At 70.2% G+C, this 17,404-nt stretch carries 15 protein-coding genes; 7 read left to right on the top strand and 8 right to left on the bottom strand.

The window, feature by feature from the left end:
* The first annotated feature begins 294 nt into the window (after positions 1 to 294).
* Complete coding sequence (locus tag FHR38_RS23930; RefSeq protein WP_184536774.1) at positions 295 to 3,417, top strand: DNRLRE domain-containing protein; 3,123 nt, start codon at positions 295 to 297, stop codon at positions 3,415 to 3,417.
* Positions 3,418 to 3,477: 60 nt separating this feature from the next.
* On the opposite strand, the gene FHR38_RS23925 is transcribed toward FHR38_RS23930, so the two are convergent.
* From FHR38_RS23925 to FHR38_RS23905, 5 genes are all read right to left on the bottom strand, one after another.
* Positions 3,478 to 4,620 (bottom strand): glycosyltransferase family 4 protein, encoded by a 1,143-nt coding sequence (locus FHR38_RS23925; RefSeq protein WP_184536773.1) that lies wholly within the window; start codon positions 4,618 to 4,620, stop codon positions 3,478 to 3,480.
* Complete coding sequence (locus FHR38_RS23920; RefSeq protein ID WP_184536772.1) at positions 4,617 to 5,876, bottom strand: M48 family metallopeptidase; 1,260 nt, start codon at positions 5,874 to 5,876, stop codon at positions 4,617 to 4,619. The genes FHR38_RS23925 and FHR38_RS23920 overlap by 4 nt, the downstream gene beginning before the upstream one ends.
* The gene (locus tag FHR38_RS23915) at positions 5,873 to 6,016 is read right to left on the bottom strand and encodes a hypothetical protein (protein WP_184536771.1); all 144 of its coding nucleotides are present in this window, start codon (positions 6,014 to 6,016) and stop codon (positions 5,873 to 5,875) included. Before FHR38_RS23915 ends, FHR38_RS23920 begins: the two co-directional genes overlap by 4 nt.
* 89 nt (positions 6,017 to 6,105) lie before the next feature.
* The gene (locus FHR38_RS23910; protein WP_184536770.1) at positions 6,106 to 6,393 is read right to left on the bottom strand and encodes a hypothetical protein; all 288 of its coding nucleotides are present in this window, start codon (positions 6,391 to 6,393) and stop codon (positions 6,106 to 6,108) included.
* A 198-nt stretch (positions 6,394 to 6,591) separates the two neighbouring features.
* Positions 6,592 to 7,944, bottom strand: coding sequence for an NYN domain-containing protein (locus tag FHR38_RS23905; RefSeq protein ID WP_376771429.1), 1,353 nt, complete (start codon positions 7,942 to 7,944; stop codon positions 6,592 to 6,594).
* A gap of 315 nt (positions 7,945 to 8,259) precedes the next feature.
* On the opposite strand from FHR38_RS23905, the gene FHR38_RS23900 reads away from it, so the two are divergent.
* The 6 genes from FHR38_RS23900 to FHR38_RS23875 all read left to right on the top strand — a co-directional run bounded on the left by FHR38_RS23900 (position 8,260) and on the right by FHR38_RS23875 (position 14,825).
* Positions 8,260 to 10,020: a DEDD exonuclease domain-containing protein gene (locus tag FHR38_RS23900; protein WP_184536768.1), complete on the top strand. Its 1,761-nt coding sequence runs from the start codon at positions 8,260 to 8,262 to the stop codon at positions 10,018 to 10,020.
* A gap of 127 nt (positions 10,021 to 10,147) precedes the next feature.
* Positions 10,148 to 11,950, top strand: coding sequence for a RelA/SpoT family protein (locus FHR38_RS23895; RefSeq protein ID WP_184536767.1), 1,803 nt, complete (start codon positions 10,148 to 10,150; stop codon positions 11,948 to 11,950).
* A 57-nt stretch (positions 11,951 to 12,007) separates the two neighbouring features.
* A complete protein-coding gene (locus tag FHR38_RS23890) occupies positions 12,008 to 12,538 on the top strand; it encodes an NUDIX hydrolase (RefSeq protein WP_184540121.1) in 531 nt (176 codons plus the stop codon).
* Positions 12,535 to 13,422, top strand: a complete 888-nt coding sequence (locus tag FHR38_RS23885; RefSeq protein ID WP_184536766.1) for a nucleotidyltransferase family protein — start codon at positions 12,535 to 12,537, stop codon at positions 13,420 to 13,422. Before FHR38_RS23890 ends, FHR38_RS23885 begins: the two co-directional genes overlap by 4 nt.
* Before the next feature lie 180 nt (positions 13,423 to 13,602).
* Positions 13,603 to 13,890: an Lrp/AsnC family transcriptional regulator gene (locus FHR38_RS23880; protein WP_184536765.1), complete on the top strand. Its 288-nt coding sequence runs from the start codon at positions 13,603 to 13,605 to the stop codon at positions 13,888 to 13,890.
* 56 nt (positions 13,891 to 13,946) lie between these two features.
* Positions 13,947 to 14,825 (top strand): alpha/beta hydrolase family protein, encoded by an 879-nt coding sequence (locus FHR38_RS23875; RefSeq protein ID WP_184536764.1) that lies wholly within the window; start codon positions 13,947 to 13,949, stop codon positions 14,823 to 14,825.
* Positions 14,826 to 14,831: 6 nt separating this feature from the next.
* Here the strand turns inward: FHR38_RS23875 and FHR38_RS23870 are convergent, their stop codons facing one another.
* From FHR38_RS23870 to FHR38_RS23860, 3 genes are all read right to left on the bottom strand, one after another.
* On the bottom strand, positions 14,832 to 15,569 hold the full coding sequence (locus FHR38_RS23870) for a DUF4142 domain-containing protein (protein ID WP_184536763.1): 738 nt from the start codon (positions 15,567 to 15,569) through the stop codon (positions 14,832 to 14,834).
* Positions 15,570 to 15,727: 158 nt separating this feature from the next.
* The gene (gene trpD / locus FHR38_RS23865) at positions 15,728 to 16,786 is read right to left on the bottom strand and encodes an anthranilate phosphoribosyltransferase (RefSeq protein ID WP_184536762.1); all 1,059 of its coding nucleotides are present in this window, start codon (positions 16,784 to 16,786) and stop codon (positions 15,728 to 15,730) included.
* A 64-nt stretch (positions 16,787 to 16,850) separates the two neighbouring features.
* The gene (locus FHR38_RS23860; RefSeq protein ID WP_184536761.1) at positions 16,851 to 17,261 is read right to left on the bottom strand and encodes a response regulator; all 411 of its coding nucleotides are present in this window, start codon (positions 17,259 to 17,261) and stop codon (positions 16,851 to 16,853) included.
* Between the last annotated feature and the right edge of the window lie 143 nt (positions 17,262 to 17,404).

The raw sequence follows: 17,404 nt of genomic DNA, 5'->3' as shown, positions 1-17,404 counted from the left end.
GTGCGCCATAACAACACTCGGGACCAACAGGGCTAGATGGCAGAGCTGCCGCCAATGCGACACAAGCCCTCGAGGGCGGCATCTCGCGTCGCGGAAACACTTCCAAAAAGCCTCCTATATGGATGAAGAGTACAGATGATCAATGAGTAGGGATCTCAGATTCGTAACGGTCCTGGGATAGACGGACGCCGAGGACCATGCCAATGTGTGCCCCGCGTTCTGCCCGGCGGTCCGCCGGACGGCGCTGCCTTTCCGCGTCCTCCTATCCGCCCGGCCCAACGGGAGTAGACCGCCGTGACCTCGCCTCGCCTACTCAGCCCGCTCGTACGCACGCGTACCCGGCGGACCCTCACCCTGGTCACCCTGCTGGCCGTAGTCGCCACATCCCTGCCGCTGTGGTGGTGGTCCCAAGTCGACGATCTGCGAAGGACCGCCCTCGGTGCCGTGCCCGTCGCCCCCCTCCGGGATGAGGCGACCGCCATGGCCGAGGCGCTGCGGACCGGCAAGGAGGTGCTCGTGGAGACCGCCACCAGCGCCACCTCGCTGACCTGGGCACTGCCGAGCGGGAGGCTTCGCAGCACGATCCACGCCACCCCGCAGCGGACCAAGGACGCCAAGGGGCAGTGGTCACCGATCGACATCACGCTGACCCACACCGGAGAAGAGGCCGGCGGCCTCGGCGTCCGGCCCGTCAACGCCCCTACTCCGGTCCGCTTCTCCAGCGGCAGCGGCGTAGCCGGAGGTACGGACGGCAGCAGCACGGACAGCACGAGCGTGCTGGCCGAGGTGAACATCGACGGGCACACCGTCGCGTACACCTGGCCGGGTCTGCTGCCCGAGCCGGTGCTCGACGGGCCACGTGCCCTCTATCCCGAAGTCCTTCCCGGGGTGGACCTACTCCTCGTCGCCCGCGACGATGGCGGTTTCGGGCAGCTGCTGATCATCAAGAATCGCGCTGCGGCCACGAATCCGCTCGTCAAAGCCCCAACCTACGGCCTACGGTCCGCCACGGCGGTCTTCCGGCACGACGCCACCACCGGCGGCGTGCAAATCGTCGATCGCGGCAGCGGACAGGAGATCGGCTCGATCCCCAGCCTGTTCGCCTGGGACTCCGCAGGTCAGGACCCAGCAGCCCCGGAAGCCACCCCCCGCACCTCGGTGGCCACCACCGCTGACGTACTCCGGCTCTCCGGCCTCAACGGCGTCGAGCCGGGCGCACAGCACGCCCAGATGCCCACTCGCCTCGACGGCGACGGCACGGGTGAGGCCCACCTCCACCTGGACGCCGCCGCCACCGGCCTACTCACCGACGAGAAGGCACTCTTCCCGGTCTTCCTGGACCCGCCCCTCAACACCAAGACGCAAGCCTGGGCAACCGTCTACAAGCAGCGCCCCAACACCAACACCTGGAACGGCACCAACTTCAACTCCGGCAGCACGGACGCCCGGGTTGGCTATGAGCAGAACACACCCCTAACGACCCGCTCCTTCTGGCGGATGGGTTACAGCACCAGCCTCAAGGGCGCGACGGTCAGCTCGGCCGCCTTCAAGGTGCTCAACAACCACTCCTGGAACTGCGACGCCAGGGAAATGCAGCTCTGGCTCACCGGATCGATCTCCTCGGGCACCACCTGGAACAAGCAGCCGGCCTGGAAGACCTTGCAGCAGAAGCTGTCCTTTGCCCATGGCTACGACGGAAAATGCGGCAACGACTACGTAAGCTTCGACGTAAAGAACGCGGCCCAGCAGGGGGCCACCAATGGCTGGTCAACCATCACGCTCGGCATGCAGGCCACCAGCGAGACCGATACGCATACCTGGCGTAGGTTCCTGGTTTCTTCGACGGTGCTGGAGGTCGAATACAACCGGCCGCCCACGGAGCCGACGAAGGTCAGCTCGGCACCCGGCGGTGCCTGTGTGGTCGGGCCGGGCAATGGTGTCACGGTCGCCAAAACCAACATCGTCCTCTCAGCGGCCGCCACCGATCCCGACGGTAATCTCAATGGCCTGCGTTTCCGCTTCTGGAAGACGGGTGCCACGCCTCCCGCTGGCACTCTGATCACCAACCTGACCGGCGGCGAGGGGAGCCTGACAATTCCCTCCAACACGCTGGAGAACGACGTCACCTACTCGTGGGACGTACGCGCCGAGGACAAGTCCAACGCCTCGTCCGCGTACGCGCCGCCCGGCGACCAGCCCTGTCAGCTCACCATCGACGGCCAGGCTCCCTCCACCCCGACCGTCGCCAGCGACGTGTTCAAGGAAGCCACCAGCAACGGCCTGACCTGGGCGACGGTGAAGTTCGGCGGAACCGGCGCGGTCACCTTCAGCGCTGCGGACGCAGTGCAGTTCAAATACTCCATCGGGGGCATCGGCACCACGTACGTGCCGGCCACCAACGGTGTTGCCACCGTGCCCGATCTGCGACCGCGGCACTCCGGCCCCAACACCCTGGAGGTGTACGCCTACGACGCGACCGGCAACCAGAGCCCTGTCAAGCAGTACACCTTCTACGTGCCACCGCGCGACGCGGCCGACGGCCCGGGCGACACCGGCGGCGACGGAATCCCCGACCTGATTCTCATCGACGGAGGGGGCAAGCTGCAGACCTTCGCTGGCGACGTCGACGGCGAGTTGTACAGCGGGCTTCTCGCCTCCTACACCACCGGCAACCACCTCAACCCGCCCGGCCACTGGTACGACCCGGTCACCGGCAAGGCCGCCCTGATCACCAAGCACTCCGACGTCTATCCGGGCGACGGCGCGACCGACCTGTTCGCCCGGACCCCGGACGGCGGCTTCTGGCTCTACCCCGGTGACGGGTACGGCAGTTTCAACGTGGACCACCGGCTGCGGATCCTGCTGCCGTCCAATGTGCCTGCCCCCGCGACTTGGACGCAGATCAAGGCGGTGGGTGACATCACCGGTGACAAGCACCCGGACCTGCTCGTGCGGGTCGGCACCCAGTTCTGGACGCTGACCGGCTACACCGGGGCGAGCTTCCAGGAGGCGATCCTGATGGAGGGCAGCGCGTGGGCCCGGCAGGAGATCCTCAATATGGCGGACATCGATCTGGACGGCACCCCCGACCTGCTCTGGCGCCACCTGGACAACGGCAACATGTATATCCGGCATGGGAAGCCCGGCTCAGTGGCGGGGAGCGTCGACCTGAACTCGCTCAAGACGGCAGCCAACTCCCGCAGCGGAGACGTTTCCTACGGAACGGACTGGACCGAGGCGAAGGCAAGCGCGATCGTCAGCATCCCCGACGTCAACGGCGACCGGATACCTGACCTCTGGGTCCGATCCGGGGAGGATGGACGAGTCCGGGTCTACCATCCGTCCACGACCAACGTCGGCGCGCCGGTCAAGATCGTCCTGTCGACGAACCTGACAACGATCAAGGCCTTCGGCTGACGAAACATGCACCGGCAGTGTCACGTTTCGGCGTGACGCTGCCGGTGTTCGTTCTCCTGGTCAGGGCGTCGAGTCGGCCGTCCGCCCCATCAGCTCGGCCATCCGGGCGGCCTGGATGCCCCAGTGCCACTCCTGTTCCACCCAGGTACGACCGGCGGCTCCCATCCGTCGGGCCAGCTCCGGATCGTCGAGCAGGGGCACGATCCGGTCGACGAGTTGGGCAACACTCCGACCGTCGACGACAAACCCGGTCTCGCCCTCACGGACCGCGTCGGGTGCGCCGCCGGAGTCACCGGCCACCACCGGCAGGCCGGTCGCCGAGGCTTCCAGGAAGACCATGCCCAGCCCCTCCACGTCGAGGCCACGGTTACGGGTCCGGCACGGCATGGCGAAGACGTCCCCGGCCGCGTAGTGCGCGGGCAACTCAGCCCACTCCACCGCGCCGGTGAAGAAGACGTCATCGGCCGCCCCGGTCTGTCGGGCGAGCTTGCCCAGCGCATCACGGTAGGGCCCACCACCGACGATCAGCAGCGCCGCGTCGGGCACCCGACGACGGATCTCGGGCAGCGCCCGGATCAGGGTATCCTGCCCCTTACGCGGCACCAGCCGGGACACGCAGACCACCACCGGCCGGTCGGTGAGGCCGTACCGGGCGCGCACCTCGGAGCCGTCCACCTCCGGGTGATAGACGTCGATGTCCACTCCGGGGGCGAGCCGACGCAGGTCGGTGAGGCCGTGCAGCGCCCGGTCGAGCCGTACCCGGGTGTATTCGCCGAGGTAGGTGACCACGTCGGTGTCCCGGGCGATCCGCCGCAGCAGGGTTCGCGCTCCGGGCAGCGCGGCCCAGCCCACCTCGTGGCCGTGGGTCAACGCCACCACCCGCTCGATCCCGGTGCGGCTGCGCAGTCCTCGGGCGAGCAGGCCGAGCGGGGCGGCGGCCCCGAACCAGAGCGTGTCGCAGTCGTGTTCGACGGCCAGCCGGGCTGCCCGGCGCGCCACCGCCGGGGTGGGCAGCAGCATCTGGGTGTCCTCGCGAATCACTTCGAACGGCTGCTCGGCGTCGAACTTCTCCGCGCCGGCAAAGGTCGAGGCGTAGACCACCAGTGATCCGGTGGGTTGCCGGATCGCCAGGTTGTGCACGAAGGACTGGATGCCACCGGGACGCGGCGGGAAGTCGTTGGTGACCAGTAGCGTACGGGTCACCCGCCGCCTCCTCGGGCATGGGCGCGGGCGGCGGCCATCCGCTCCACGGTGGACGGATGGGTCGCGGAGTAGAGGTATTCCCAGCGGGGCGGGTCCGGGTCGCCCAGGTTGATCGTCGCCAGCCGGCGCTGCATCGCCTCGAAGGTGGCCGGGTCGCCGGTCAGGGCCAGGGCGTGCGCGTCGGCCCGCGCCTCGACGTGCCGGGAGACCAGTGCCTGGGCCGGGGTGGCCACCAGACCGGCCACGGTGATCAGCCCGAACAGCAGCGGGAACGCCCTCGGTTCGGCGATCGACTCGACCCCGGCCAGCCGCAGCAGCGCGCCCCAGGAACCGAGCAGATAGAGGGCGACGACCGCTGCCGCCGCACCGAGCGCCCCGGTCAGGGTTCCGGTGAGTACGTCCTTGTCCTTGGCGTGCCCCAGCTCGTGTGCCACCACACTGGCCACCTCCGCCGGTGGCGCCTCCCGCAGCAGGGTGTCGTAGACGACGATCCGGCGGGTCGGCCCGAATCCGGAGACGTAGGCGTTGACCGCCCGGGTACGTCGGGATGCGTCGGCCACCAGCACGTCCCGTACCGGTACGCCGTCGCGGGCGGCGAGGGTCGTCAGTTCGGTGCGTAGCGGACCCGGTTCCATCGGGGTGAACCGGTTGAAGACCGGCTCGACCAGAACCGGCAGGATGAAGGAGAGCAGTACGACCAGCGCGGCGGCACCGGCCGCGCCGAACGCCCACCACCAGTGGGGGGCGAGCCGGGTCACGGTGTAGAAGCCGAGCAGCACCACCGCGCCGATGATGGCGCTGACCGCGTACGACTTGAGCAGGTCGACGGTCCACCCACCCCAGCCCTGGGTGGAGAGCCCGTAGCGGGAGACGATGGCGTGTCGCCAGGCGGCGAAGGGCAGGGTGACCAGGTCGGCGACCAGCACCACGGCCATCCCACCGAGCACCGCCTGGGCGATCCAGTGGTCACCGAAGGGGCGTCCGACGAGGCTGACGAGTTTCGCGCCCAGCGGGGTCAGTCCGAGCAGCAACGCGATCAGCAGGCCGATGGCCAGCGCGCCGTAGCCACCGGGGCGCAGTGCGGCGCGGAACTCCCGTCCTCGGGCCACCTCGGCATGGGGCAGGTCTCCGAGGGCGGCGAGCTGATCCGATCGGGGGGCCGGTGGCCGTCCCCAGGGCACGAGTAGCACGGCGGCGGCGAGCAGTGCGACGACCAGTCCGACGAGCGTCACGGCTGCCCAGATTCGGGGGGTCACGTCGACACCTTGCCACGGTCACGGTCCGGGTTGCGGCCATGGTCCGGGTCGGGCTCGGCACAGCCACGGTCCGAGGCGTCCGGGTCGCGGCCACGTTCTGACTCGGCCTCGGCAGCGGCCAAGAACCATCCAGTCCGCACGCCGTTCCTCCTCCTCGCCGGGCACCGCGCCGCCCATCCTATTGCCCGGCACCCGGAAACCGGGCGGGCGAGGTACGGGCGACGCGGCGTCAGGCGACCTGCCGGGGACGGCGGGTGCGCGATCGGGATCGGGGGCGGCTGGTGGGTCGGGCCGGCATGGACGGCAGGGGCGCCACGGGTATCGGTGTGGGTGGGACCGAGCCGCTCGTGTCGTCGAGCACCTGCACGTCGAAGCCGGCCAGGCCGAACGCCTCGATCGCCCGCTGCTCGTCGGCGGTGAGGCGAGCCTCCACCGGGGGCGCGTCGAGCAGCGCACTGACCAGGCAGTCACCGCAGGCCGCTCCGTGTCCGGTACAGCGGTTGCAGTCAATGATCATGGTTACCTCCTCGATGATGGAGGTGACGGGTCACAAGTCGCAACCCGAACACCGTCGGTTACATCGACGGTAGTTCGGGGGTACGACAAAACCGACGGGCCGGGTGAGTCGCCCAGGATCCGGCTGGACCGGACGAGTCGCCCCGCGATGGTCAAGGCGGGCGGCCGGCAGCAAACGACAACGACCGGCGGCGACCGATCAGGATCGGGCGAGTCGCCGAAGCAGCGAGTCGGCCCCCAGCGGATACGCCCCGTGTCGGCGTACCCCATCGGCGACCTCCCGGTCCGAAGAGACCACGACGATCGGACGACCCCGGGGCTCGGCCCGGACCAGCCGGCGGATCAGCTCGTCGGCGGTCTCCCCCTTACGGGAGAAGAGCACCCGGACACCGCGCGGCGTGGGGGGAAGCCCGTGCATCCGTTCGGCTCCGTCGAAGACGACGGTGACCTCGTCGCCGGTCTGCGCCGCGAGACCGCCCAACCCGGCGATGAGCCGCTTACGCTGCTGTTCCAGGGACATCTCGCCGAATCCGCGCTTGGTGACGTTGTAACCGTCCACCACCAGGTGTGCCCGGGGCAGGGCAAGCAGTTCGTCGAGCCGGGCCGGATCGTCGGTGTCCCGTGCCCGGCTGGTCGTCGCGCCGGTCGGCCCTTCGGCGTACGCCTCGGCCACTGAGTCGGCCGGCAGCCAGTCGACCGGGTCGAGCGCCAGCTCCCGGCGCAGCCCGGCGGAGGCCCGGCCAATCGTTTCCAGCAGCAGCCAGAGCCGGGCGTCGTCGACCGAGCGCGCCTCCTTGGCGGTGTGTCGCGCCGCTCCGGCTACTGTCTCGGCCTCGGCGAGTTTGGCGCGTAGCCGGCGCAGCTCGGCGTCGTGGTCGTTCGCGGCCCGCGCGGCCCGACCCTTCTCGGTGGCGAGCATTTCGGTGGCCTTGCGTTCCCGGCCCTGTGTCTCCCGTAGCGACCGGCTGAGCGTCCGGGCCTCCTCGCGGAGTTGGCCCAGTTCTTCCCGGACTCGGGCCAGCTCGTCCCGCAGCTTGTCCGCCTCCACCTTGGCGACGGCCCGGTCGTGCTCGGCCCGGGCCACCCGTTGCTCGGCGCTGCGGACCAGTTCGGCGACGACCGCACTGTCGACGTCGGCCTGCACGGCGGCACCGGCGGCCTCGACCTGGTCCCGCCAGCCGGGTGGGCGGACCAGGTAGGCGAGCGCGGCCACCTCCACCGGGTCGGCGGCGGCCGGTACGACTCCATCGACCACCGCCGCACCGAGGTCACCGGCCTCGGTCAGGATCCGGCTGGTCACCCGCTGTCGGAAGAGTGGATCGCCGGCGAGCTGGGTGGCGATCGCCCCGCCGCCGAGGCGGGCCCGGCGGTTGGGCGCGAACTTCGCCACCCGGCGCAGCGGGGCGGGTAGTTCGTCGGCCGGCAGTCCAGGTAGGGCCGCTGCGGTCAGCGTGACGATCCGCTGTCGGACCGGCTCGGGCAACGTCGGCTCGGGCAACGTCGGCTCGGGCAGCGTCGTTTCCGACACCTCCGGCACGGACGAGTCCGACACCGTTGAGTCCGACACCGTTGAGTCCGGCACCGTCGAGTCCGACGCTGTCGGTTCAGGCGGCATCGAATCCGGTAGGGCAGAATCGGGCGAATCGGTGTGATCATCCACCACGCCGTCCGCGCCACCGCGTGGGTCAGCGGCGACTGCCGCCTCGTGGAGGCGGTCGTCGGACGGTTCGGTGAGGGGCATGTGACCAGTCTCCCACCGCGAGTAGGTTCACCGCTCAGTGACACTGATGATCTCACGGCGTTAGCCAGCCGGCACTGTCGGTACCGCTGGGACGGAAGTGTCAGGTGGGACCCGTACCCTGCCGGCGTGGCTCAACCCGGATATGTGCAGGACACCCTGGATGGACTGCTGCTCGACGACGACGGCAGCCGCGCGGCCGACGCCCTGCCCTTGCACCAGACCACCTTCGTGGTGGTCGACCTGGAGACCACCGGCGGAGCCCCGGACGGCGGGGGCATCACCGAGATCGGTGCGGTGAAGGTACGCGGTGGCGAGCAGTTGGGCGTCCTCGGCACCCTGGTCAACCCGGGCGAGGCGATCCCACCGTTCGTCACCGTGCTGACCGGCATCACTCAGGCCATGGTCGCCCCCGCACCCCGGATCGAGGCGGTGCTCCCCAGTTTCCTGGAGTTCCTGCGGGGGGCGGTGCTGGTCGCCCACAACGCCCCGTACGACGTGGGTTTCCTCAAGGCGGCCTGTGCCCGGCACGGCCATACCTGGCCCAATCCCCGGGTGGTCGACACCGCCGCGCTGGCCCGCCGGGTACTGACCCGTGACGAGGTGCCCAACCGCAAGCTCGGCACCCTGGCCGCCTACTTCCGGACCAGCGTCCAGCCGACCCACCGGGCGCTGGACGACGCCCTGGCCACCGTCGACGTGCTGCACGGCCTGATCGGCCGGCTGAGCGGCCACGGCGTGCACACCCTGGGCGACACGATCGAGTTCGCCAAGGCGGTCACCCCCACCCAGCGCCGCAAACGGCACCTGGCCGACGGTCTGCCCCGGGTGCCGGGGGTCTACATCTTCCGGGCCGCCGACGACCGCCCGCTCTACGTCGGTACCTCGGGGGACATCGCCACCCGGGTCCGCAGCTACTTCACCGCCTCGGAGAAGCGGGCCCGGATCTCCGAGATGCTCGCCGCCGCCGAGCGGGTCGAGGCGGTCGAGTGCGCGCACGCGCTGGAGGCCGAGGTACGCGAGTTGCGGCTGATCGCCGCGCACGCGCCGCCGTACAACCGCCGGTCGAAGTATCCGGAGCGGGCGGTGTGGCTGAAGCTGACCAGCGAGGCGTACCCGAGGTTGTCGGTGGTCTGGTCGATCGGCCCGGACGACGACGCCTTCCTCGGGCCGTTCACCTCCCGGCGTACGGCGGAGCTGGCGGCGGCCGCCGTCCACGACGCGCTGCCGGTACGACAGTGCACCCATCGACTCTCGACCCGGACCACCATGCCGGCCTGTGCACTGGCGGAGTTGGGCCGCTGCCCGGCTCCCTGCGAGCACCGCATCTCCGTGTCGGACTACGCACATCGGGCGGCCGACCCGTTCCGTACCGCCATGACCGGCGACCCGCAGTCGGTGGTCGACGCCCTGCTCGCCCGGATCGACGCGCTCGCCGCCGACCAACGGTTCGAGGAGGCGGCGGTGGTACGCGGCCGGCTGGCCGTACTGTTGCGGGCCGCCATACGGATGCAGCGACTGGCCGGGCTGACCCGGATCGGCGAGTTGGCCGCCGCCCGACGGCGGACCGACGGTGGCTGGGATCTCGCAGTCGTCCGGCACGGTCGGTTGTCCGGGGCGGGTGCCACCCCGCCGGGGATCGACCCACGTCCCACCCTCGATCTGGTCCGCGCCACCGCCGAAACGGTGCTGCCCGGCCACGGCCCGGTCCCCAACGCCTCGGCTGAGGAGTCCGAACGCGTCCTGTCCTGGTTGGAACGACCGGACACCCGGCTGGTCCACACATCGACCGGTTGGGCGTCACCGATCAGGGGTGCGGCCCGCTTCCGTGACCTGCTTGCCAAGGCGGAGGCGGCCACTTTGGCGCGACTCTCCACCGAACGCCCATAAGCATATGGCCGATCGGATAACGTCGACTCACATAGGGTGTTAAGGAAGTGCAGTCCTGCCCGTTTCGTGGCCTGCTTCCGTTCGCCTGGTCGCACCAGCGGGAAGCTGCGTAAGGAGGTGTCTCCACGTGGACCTCGACGCCGGCCACGGGGCCGCCATTGGCGGCGCCCGGCTGACGAAGCCGACCGAGATCCCGCTGACTCGACGCCTGCGCGCCCTGTTGTCGCGCCCACCGGCCCAGGAAGATCCGGTGGCCCGGCTGACCCAGAGCCACCGCAGCATCCACCCCGGCACCGACACCACTGTGCTGCGTCGTAGTTACGCCATCGCCGAGAGCATGCACCGGGGCCAGTTCCGCAAAAGCGGGGAGCCCTACATCACCCATCCGCTCGCGGTGGCCGAGATCTGCGCCGACCTGGGCATGGACACCACCACCCTGGTCGCCGCCCTGCTGCACGACACGGTGGAGGACACCCACTACACGTTGCAGGCCCTGACCGAGGACTTCGGCCCCGAGGTGGCCCACCTGGTCGACGGCGTCACCAAGTTCGACAAGGCGTTCTACGGCAAGGCCGCCGAGGCGGAGACCATCCGCAAGATGATCATTGCGGCCGGCAAGGACGTCCGCGTACTGATCATCAAGCTGGCCGACCGGCTGCACAACATGCGTACCCTCGGCGTCCGCTCCCCCGCCTCCCGGGCCCGGATCGCCCGCGCCACCCAGGAGGTACTGGTCCCGCTCTGTGACCGGCTCGGCATCCAGTGGCTCAAACGCGAGCTGGACGACGTGGTGCTCGAACACCTCGAACCCGAGGAATACGAACGGATCGGCCGTCACGTCAAGGAACGCGGGAGCTGGGACGGTTACCTCAAGCCGGTGATCGCCCCGACCGAGGTCGCCCTCAAGCGCGACCGGGTCGTCGCGACGATCACGCCCCGGCCCCGGCACTACTACTCGATCTGGAAGGACACCGTCGCCGGGCAGCACATGACCCCCTTCGACCTGCCCCGGATCGCCATCGTCGTGGACGGGCCGGAGACCGACTGCTACGCAGCTCTCGGTGCCGTCCACAGCATGTGGCGGCCGGTGCCCGGCCGGTTCAAGGACTTCATCGCGTCCCCGAAGAACAACCTCTACCGATCCCTGCACACCAGCGTCATCGGTCCGGACGGCACGACCGTCGAGGTACTCATCCGCACCGTCGACATGCACCGACTGGCCGAGTACGGCGTCGCCGCGCAATACCGCTTCCCGCAACCGAACGCCTCCGCCGCCGCCTCTGCCGCCGCTCGGACCGAGCAGCTCGACTGGCTGCGGCGTGTCCTCGACTGGGAGCCGGACACCGCCGATCCGGCGCAGTTCCTCCAGTCGCTGCGCTGTGACCTCTCCGAAGCCCAGATCCAGGTCTTCACCGAGGGCCGCCCGGTCGTGCTGCCAGCAGGTTCCACCCTGGTCGACCTGGCCTACGAACTGGGCACCGAACGCGGTGACCACTGCCTGGCGGCGAAGATCAATGGCCGGTTGGCCCCGCTCTCGTCACAGCTTGACGAGGGCGACGTGGTGGAAATCTTCACCGAGGCCGACGGGCGCACCGAGTTCGACGTCGCGGTCGCCCGGCCCGGCCCCCGTCGGGAATGGCTCGGCTTCGTCAAGTCGCCTCAGACCCGGATGCAGATCAACCGGTGGTTCGCCGAGCACCACGAGCCCGGGATCTCGGTCATCGACAAGATCCGGCTTGGCCGCTCGACGATCGGGCTGGCCCTACGAAAGCACAACCGCGGCCTGAAGAACGACACACCGCTGCGTCAACTCGCGGAAGAACTGGGCTACCCCGACCTGGACACCATGCTGGTCGCGGTCTTCGACCGGGCGATCGAGCCCGATACGGTGGTCGAGCAGCTCATCGCCCAGGTCGACCAGCGTCCCTAGCCCCTGACCGCCCCAACCCTCACCCGCCTGCCCGCCGACCTCTAGCCTGGCCTCGTGATCATTCGCCGCTCACCCGCCCGTGCCCTCCTGTACGGCGTCTTCTACCGGCTGCCCGTCCCCGTACGACGGCGGCTGGTCCGGCTCACCGTGCGAAAGTACGTCGTGGGCGCGGTCACGCTGGTCTTCGACGCCGAGGCCGAGCCACCCGGCCGGATCCTGCTGCTCCGCCAGCCGTCCGGACCCGGCTGGGGACTGCCCGCCGGGCTGCTGAACCGTGCGGAGGCACCCATCGTCGGGGCGGCGCGGGAACTACGGGAGGAGACCGGCGTCGCACTCTCCCCGACGAACCTCCAGCCGGCCGTACCGAACGCTGTGGTGCACGCCAAGGGTTGGGTGGACGTGGTGTTCGAGGCTCGGGTGCCGGCGTCGACGACCGACCTGGTGGTGGACGGTGCCGAGGTGTACGAGGCGGCTTGGCATCCGCTCGACGACCTGCCCCGGCTGACCCGGGCGACCGCCGTCCTACTCGGCCATTACGGCATCGGCCCGCGAGCCGGGGAGTTCGGCTCCTCCCCCACCGCCACATGAGCACCCCGGCGGCCCCGAACCCGGCGACTGCGTTGCTGCCGGACGGGATCTGCGCGGTGGTGGTCGCCGCCGGGGAGGGCACCCGGCTCCGGCCGTTGACCGAGCACCGACCCAAGGCACTGTGCCCGGTGGGCAACGTACCGCTGCTGGACCGGGTGTTGGCCCGGCTGGCCGGACTCGGACTCACCGGACCGGACCGGGTCGCCGTCAACGCCTGTTACCTCGGCGAGCAGGTGGTCGAGCACGTCGGATCGCGAGCCCACCTGTCGGTGGAGTCCGGTGGTCTGCTCGGCACGGCCGGCGCGCTGGCCAACCTGCGGGACTGGATCGACGGGCGCGGCGTGCTGGTCGGCAACGCCGACGGCTATCTCGCTGATCCGCCGGCACCGCCCGGGGCGGACATCGCTGCCCTGCTCTCCGGCTGGGACGGCCGGACCGTACGGCTGCTGGGCCAGCCGATCACCGGCCCGGACGAGCCGGGCAGCTTCAGCGGTCACCGGTTCGCCGGCTGGTCGCTGCTGCCCTGGCACCGGGTACGGGAGCTGCCGCTGGAACGGGCGGAGCTGGTTCGGACGGTATGGCGGCCGGCGGAGGCCGCCGGCGAGCTGACCGTCGTCAGTTTCTCCGGCACCTATCTCGACACCGGAACCCCCGCCGACTATCTGGCCGCGAACCTGCACGCGGCGGCCGGAGAGAACCTGATCCATCCCACCGCGACGGTGACCGGTGCCTGCCAGCAGTCCATCGTCGGGCCCGGGGCGGTGGTGCGGGGCACCGTCACCCGCTCCGTCGTCTGGGCCGGCGCCGAGGTGGCCGAAGGCGAGCGGTTGACCGAGGTGCTACGCGTCGGCCGAGACGTGACCGTGCCGGCCGGGGCCCGGTAACACGTCCAGGCCGGGTAACACGTCCAGGCCGGGTAACACGTTCAGGCCCGGTAGCACGTTCAGGCCCGGTAGCACGTTCAGGCCCGGTAGCACGTTCGGGGCGGTAGCACGTTCGGCGGTCTGGTCGACCATCTAGCATGGGCCACGATGCCGACGTAGGCCGCGAACGGGAGGACCACCTTGATCACCGCGATCGTCCTGATCGACTGCGCCACCGACTCGATTCCCGAGGTGGCCGAGGCGTTGGCCGCCCTACCCGGGGTCAGTGAGGTCTACTCGGTCGCCGGCCACGTCGACCTGATCGCCATGGTCCGGGTACGCGAGTTCGACGAGATCGCCAAGGTGATCGCCGGGCGGATCTCCAAGGTGCCGGGAGTGCTCAACACCGAGTCGCACATCGCGTTTCGCGCCTACTCCCAGCACGACCTGGAAGAGGCGTTCGCCATCGGGCTGGCCAACGCGGACTGACCGGCCGTCAGCCGCCCTCGTACCGCGCCGGCCGTCAGCCGTCGTACCCTGTGCCGGTGGAAGTTACTCCGGAGTACGCACAGGAGTTCGTGGACGTGCCCGGCGGACGCCTCGGGGTGCAGATCTATCCCGAGCCGGAGGGCGTGACCGGGGCACCAGTCGTGGTGATCTGCCCGGCGATGGGGGTACGTGCACGCTACTACCGGCCGTTCGCGGTGGCACTGCGCGAGGCCGGGCTCGCCGTCGTGGTGGCCGACCTGCGAGGCACCGGAGCCAGTACGCCGGCACCGAGCCGCGCCGACCGCTACGGCTATGCCGAACTGGTCACCGACGTCGGGGCGGTGCTGGAGAGCCTCAAGTCCCGGCTGGACGGTCGTACCCGGCTGCTGCTGGGACACTCGCTCGGTGGGCAGGCGGCCCTGCTGCACGTCGCCCTAGCCGAGGAGACGATGGTGGACGGCCTGGCCCTGTTGGCCGTCGGCGTACCGTACTGGCGGTCCTATTCCGACCTGCGACGCTACGGTCTGCTGCCGTACAGCCAGGGCATTGCCGCCGTTTCGACCGTGCTGGGGGTCTGGCCCGGCTGGGGTTTCGGTGGCCGGCAGGCCCGCGGGGTGATCCGCGACTGGGCCTACACCGCGCGCACCGGCCGGTTCCCGATCCTCGACGGAGTCGACCCGGAGGTGGCCGTCCGTTCGGTACGGACCCCGGTCCTGGCCGTGAGTATGGACAACGACCAGTTCACGCCGCACGAGACGCTCGACTATCTGTGCGGCATGTTGACCGCCGCGCCGGTACACCGCGAGCGTTACACGACGGCAGAGGCCGGCGGCCCCCTGGATCATTTCACCTGGGTACGAGCTTCTGCTCCGCTCGCCGCCCGGGTGGCAGGGTTCGCCGCCGGCCTGACCGCCGTTGATCCACAGATCAGCTGACCGAGATCAGCTAACGGTCGGCGCTGGCACCGTCGGGGTGACGCCAGGTCCCTGGGTACCCGTACCGCCTGGGCTCGGCGTGCCCGGAGTGGGCGTGCCAGTGCCCGGAGTGGGCGTGCCAGTGCCCGGAGTGGGCGTGCCAGTGCCCGGCGTAGCCGGCCGTGGGGTGCCGGTACCACTCGGACTCGGTGTGCCCGGCACGGTCACGCCCAGCCGCTGAGCCAGTGCGATAAGTGCCTCATGGTGTGCCTGGAGCACCGGCAACGCGTCCTGTGCCACCTGTTTCACCATCGAATCCACGCCCTGGGCCAGCTCGGACTGCACCAGTTGCACAGCCTGCGCGTGCCCGGTCAACTGGGACGAGACCCACTGTGTGTCGAACGCCTTACCGCTGAGCCCGCGCAACTGCTTCAGCACAGCCTCCTGCTCGGCGTTCGGCGCGTTCGGCAGGCCCACCCCCACCGACTTCGCCGTGTTCTGCACCGTCTGGTCCAGCTGCGTGTGGTCCGTCACGAACCGCGCCCCCAGGTCCTTGACCTGCTGGTTCGCACCCTTCTGCTGGGCCAGGTTACCGGCGGCGATCTCCATCAGGTTCACCTGGTGGATGGCCTTCAGGAACTGCTGGTCCTGAGTCGACGGCGCTGCCGCGTGCGGTGCCGACATGGCACTGTGCGCTGCTGTCGCCGGTGCCAGGCTCAGCACTATCAGCCCGGCCAGTGACGCCAGGCGTTTGACCCCCAACATTCTGATCCCCCCTCGAATGGCTGAACCTCGGGCGTACCCGCGTGTTAGGCATCCACGCGGGTTCAACCCGGACCATCCTGATGTAATCGGGGAGTCGCGAAGTCCTGCTACCGAAAGTCCGACTTGTCCGGAGTCCGACGATAGAGGGCAGTCGTCGGTTATTCGGCGGCCTGGGCGGCCCGAGCCACCTCGATCCAGCGGTCCAGCACCTGGCCGGCCGCGCCGGAATCGATCGCCTCGGCTGAGCGCCGCAGTCCGGCCCGGATCGCGGCGGAGAGGTCGCCGCCGAGGCCGTCCTGGGTGGCCAGTGCCACCGCGGAGTTGACCAGGACGGCGTCGCGTACCGGTCCCGTCTCACCGGCGAGGAGCCGGCGCGCGACGTCGGCGTTGAACGCGGCGTCACCACCGCGCAGGTCGCCCGGGGCGGACCGGGCGACACCGAGGTCGGCGACGTCCACCACGCTCTCGGTCACCCGACCCTGGTGGGCCACCCAGACCCGGGTGGGTGCGGCGGTGCTGAACTCGTCGAGCCCGTCCTCCCCCCGCATCACCACCGCCGAGTCGCCCCGACCGGCGAAGACACTCGCCATCACCGGGGCCATCCGGGCGTCGAAGCAGCCGACGGCGGCCGAGCGGGGGCGGGCCGGGTTGGTCAGCGGGCCGAGAAAGTTGAAGGCGGTGGGCACGCCGAGCTCGCGTCGAGGGCTCGCCGTGTGCCGGTAGCCAGGGTGGAACCGGGGGGCGAAGCAGAACCCGATCCCGGCCTCGGCGACACACCGCGCCACGCCCGCCGGGCCGAGATCCAGCGGTACGCCCAGGAACTCCAACAGGTCGGCGGCACCGCAGGAGGAGGAGGCGGCCCGGTTGCCGTGCTTGACCACACGCACCCCGGCACCGGCCACCACCATGGCGGTCATCGTGGAGATGTTCACCGTGTGGGCCCGGTCACCACCGGTACCGACGACGTCGAGGGCGGTCTGCCGGAGCGCCTCCGGAAGGTCCACCGGGACGGCCTCGGCCAACATCGTCTCGACCAGACCGGCCAACTCGGCCGGGGTCTCCCCCTTGGCCCGTAATGCCACGGCGAACCCGGCGATCTGGGCCGGGGTCGCCGACCCCGACATGATCTCGCCCATCGCCCAGGCGGTGTCGGCGGTAGAGAGCTCCTCGCTGCCCAGCAGCGCGTTGAGCAGGTTGGACCAAGTCCGTTCGCCCATGGTGGGCCTCCCGATCGGGCGGTGGATCGGCGGATACGGCGGTACGGCCGCCAACGCTGCCGGGTCAGGCAGCGTTGGTCGTGCCGGTGTCGGTGGAGCGCAGCAGGCTGGCCACCGTCTGGCCGGTGGTCACCGGGTCGAGCGGGTGCACCAGGGTCGCGTCGACCTGGGCGTACGCGGCGAGCCAGCGGTCCGCGGACCGGGCGATCACCACACAGGTCGGCGGAGCGTCGGTGCGGTCGTCCTTAATCTGCCGGGCGATGCCGAGGCCGCCCGCCGGCTTGGCCTCGCCGTCCAGCAGCAGCAGGTCGATCTCGTAGTCGTCGACCAGCTGGAGGCACTCGGCGTAGCTGGCCGCGTCGACGAACTCGACCTTGAGATCGCTGGCCGGCCGGGTACCGATGGCGAGCCGCATCCGGTCCCGGACCTGCGGGTCGTGGCTGTAGAGCAGGACGGTGTAAAGACGATCGGTCATCAGTCGCATGGCTCCCGCGTCGGTGGGGTGATTCACCAGGTCCAACGGACTTGGGCTGGTGGAACGACCCCGGCGTGCCCGCCGATCGTACCGGTCGAGGTCGGGCCCCGTCGTCCCGGCCGGGTCGACCTGACGAGGGCCCG

Origin of the sequence: Micromonospora polyrhachis, from assembly GCF_014203835.1 — a bacterium.
Lineage (GTDB): Bacteria > Actinomycetota > Actinomycetes > Mycobacteriales > Micromonosporaceae > Micromonospora_H > Micromonospora_H polyrhachis.
This window is presented reverse-complemented; position numbering and strand designations above follow the sequence as displayed.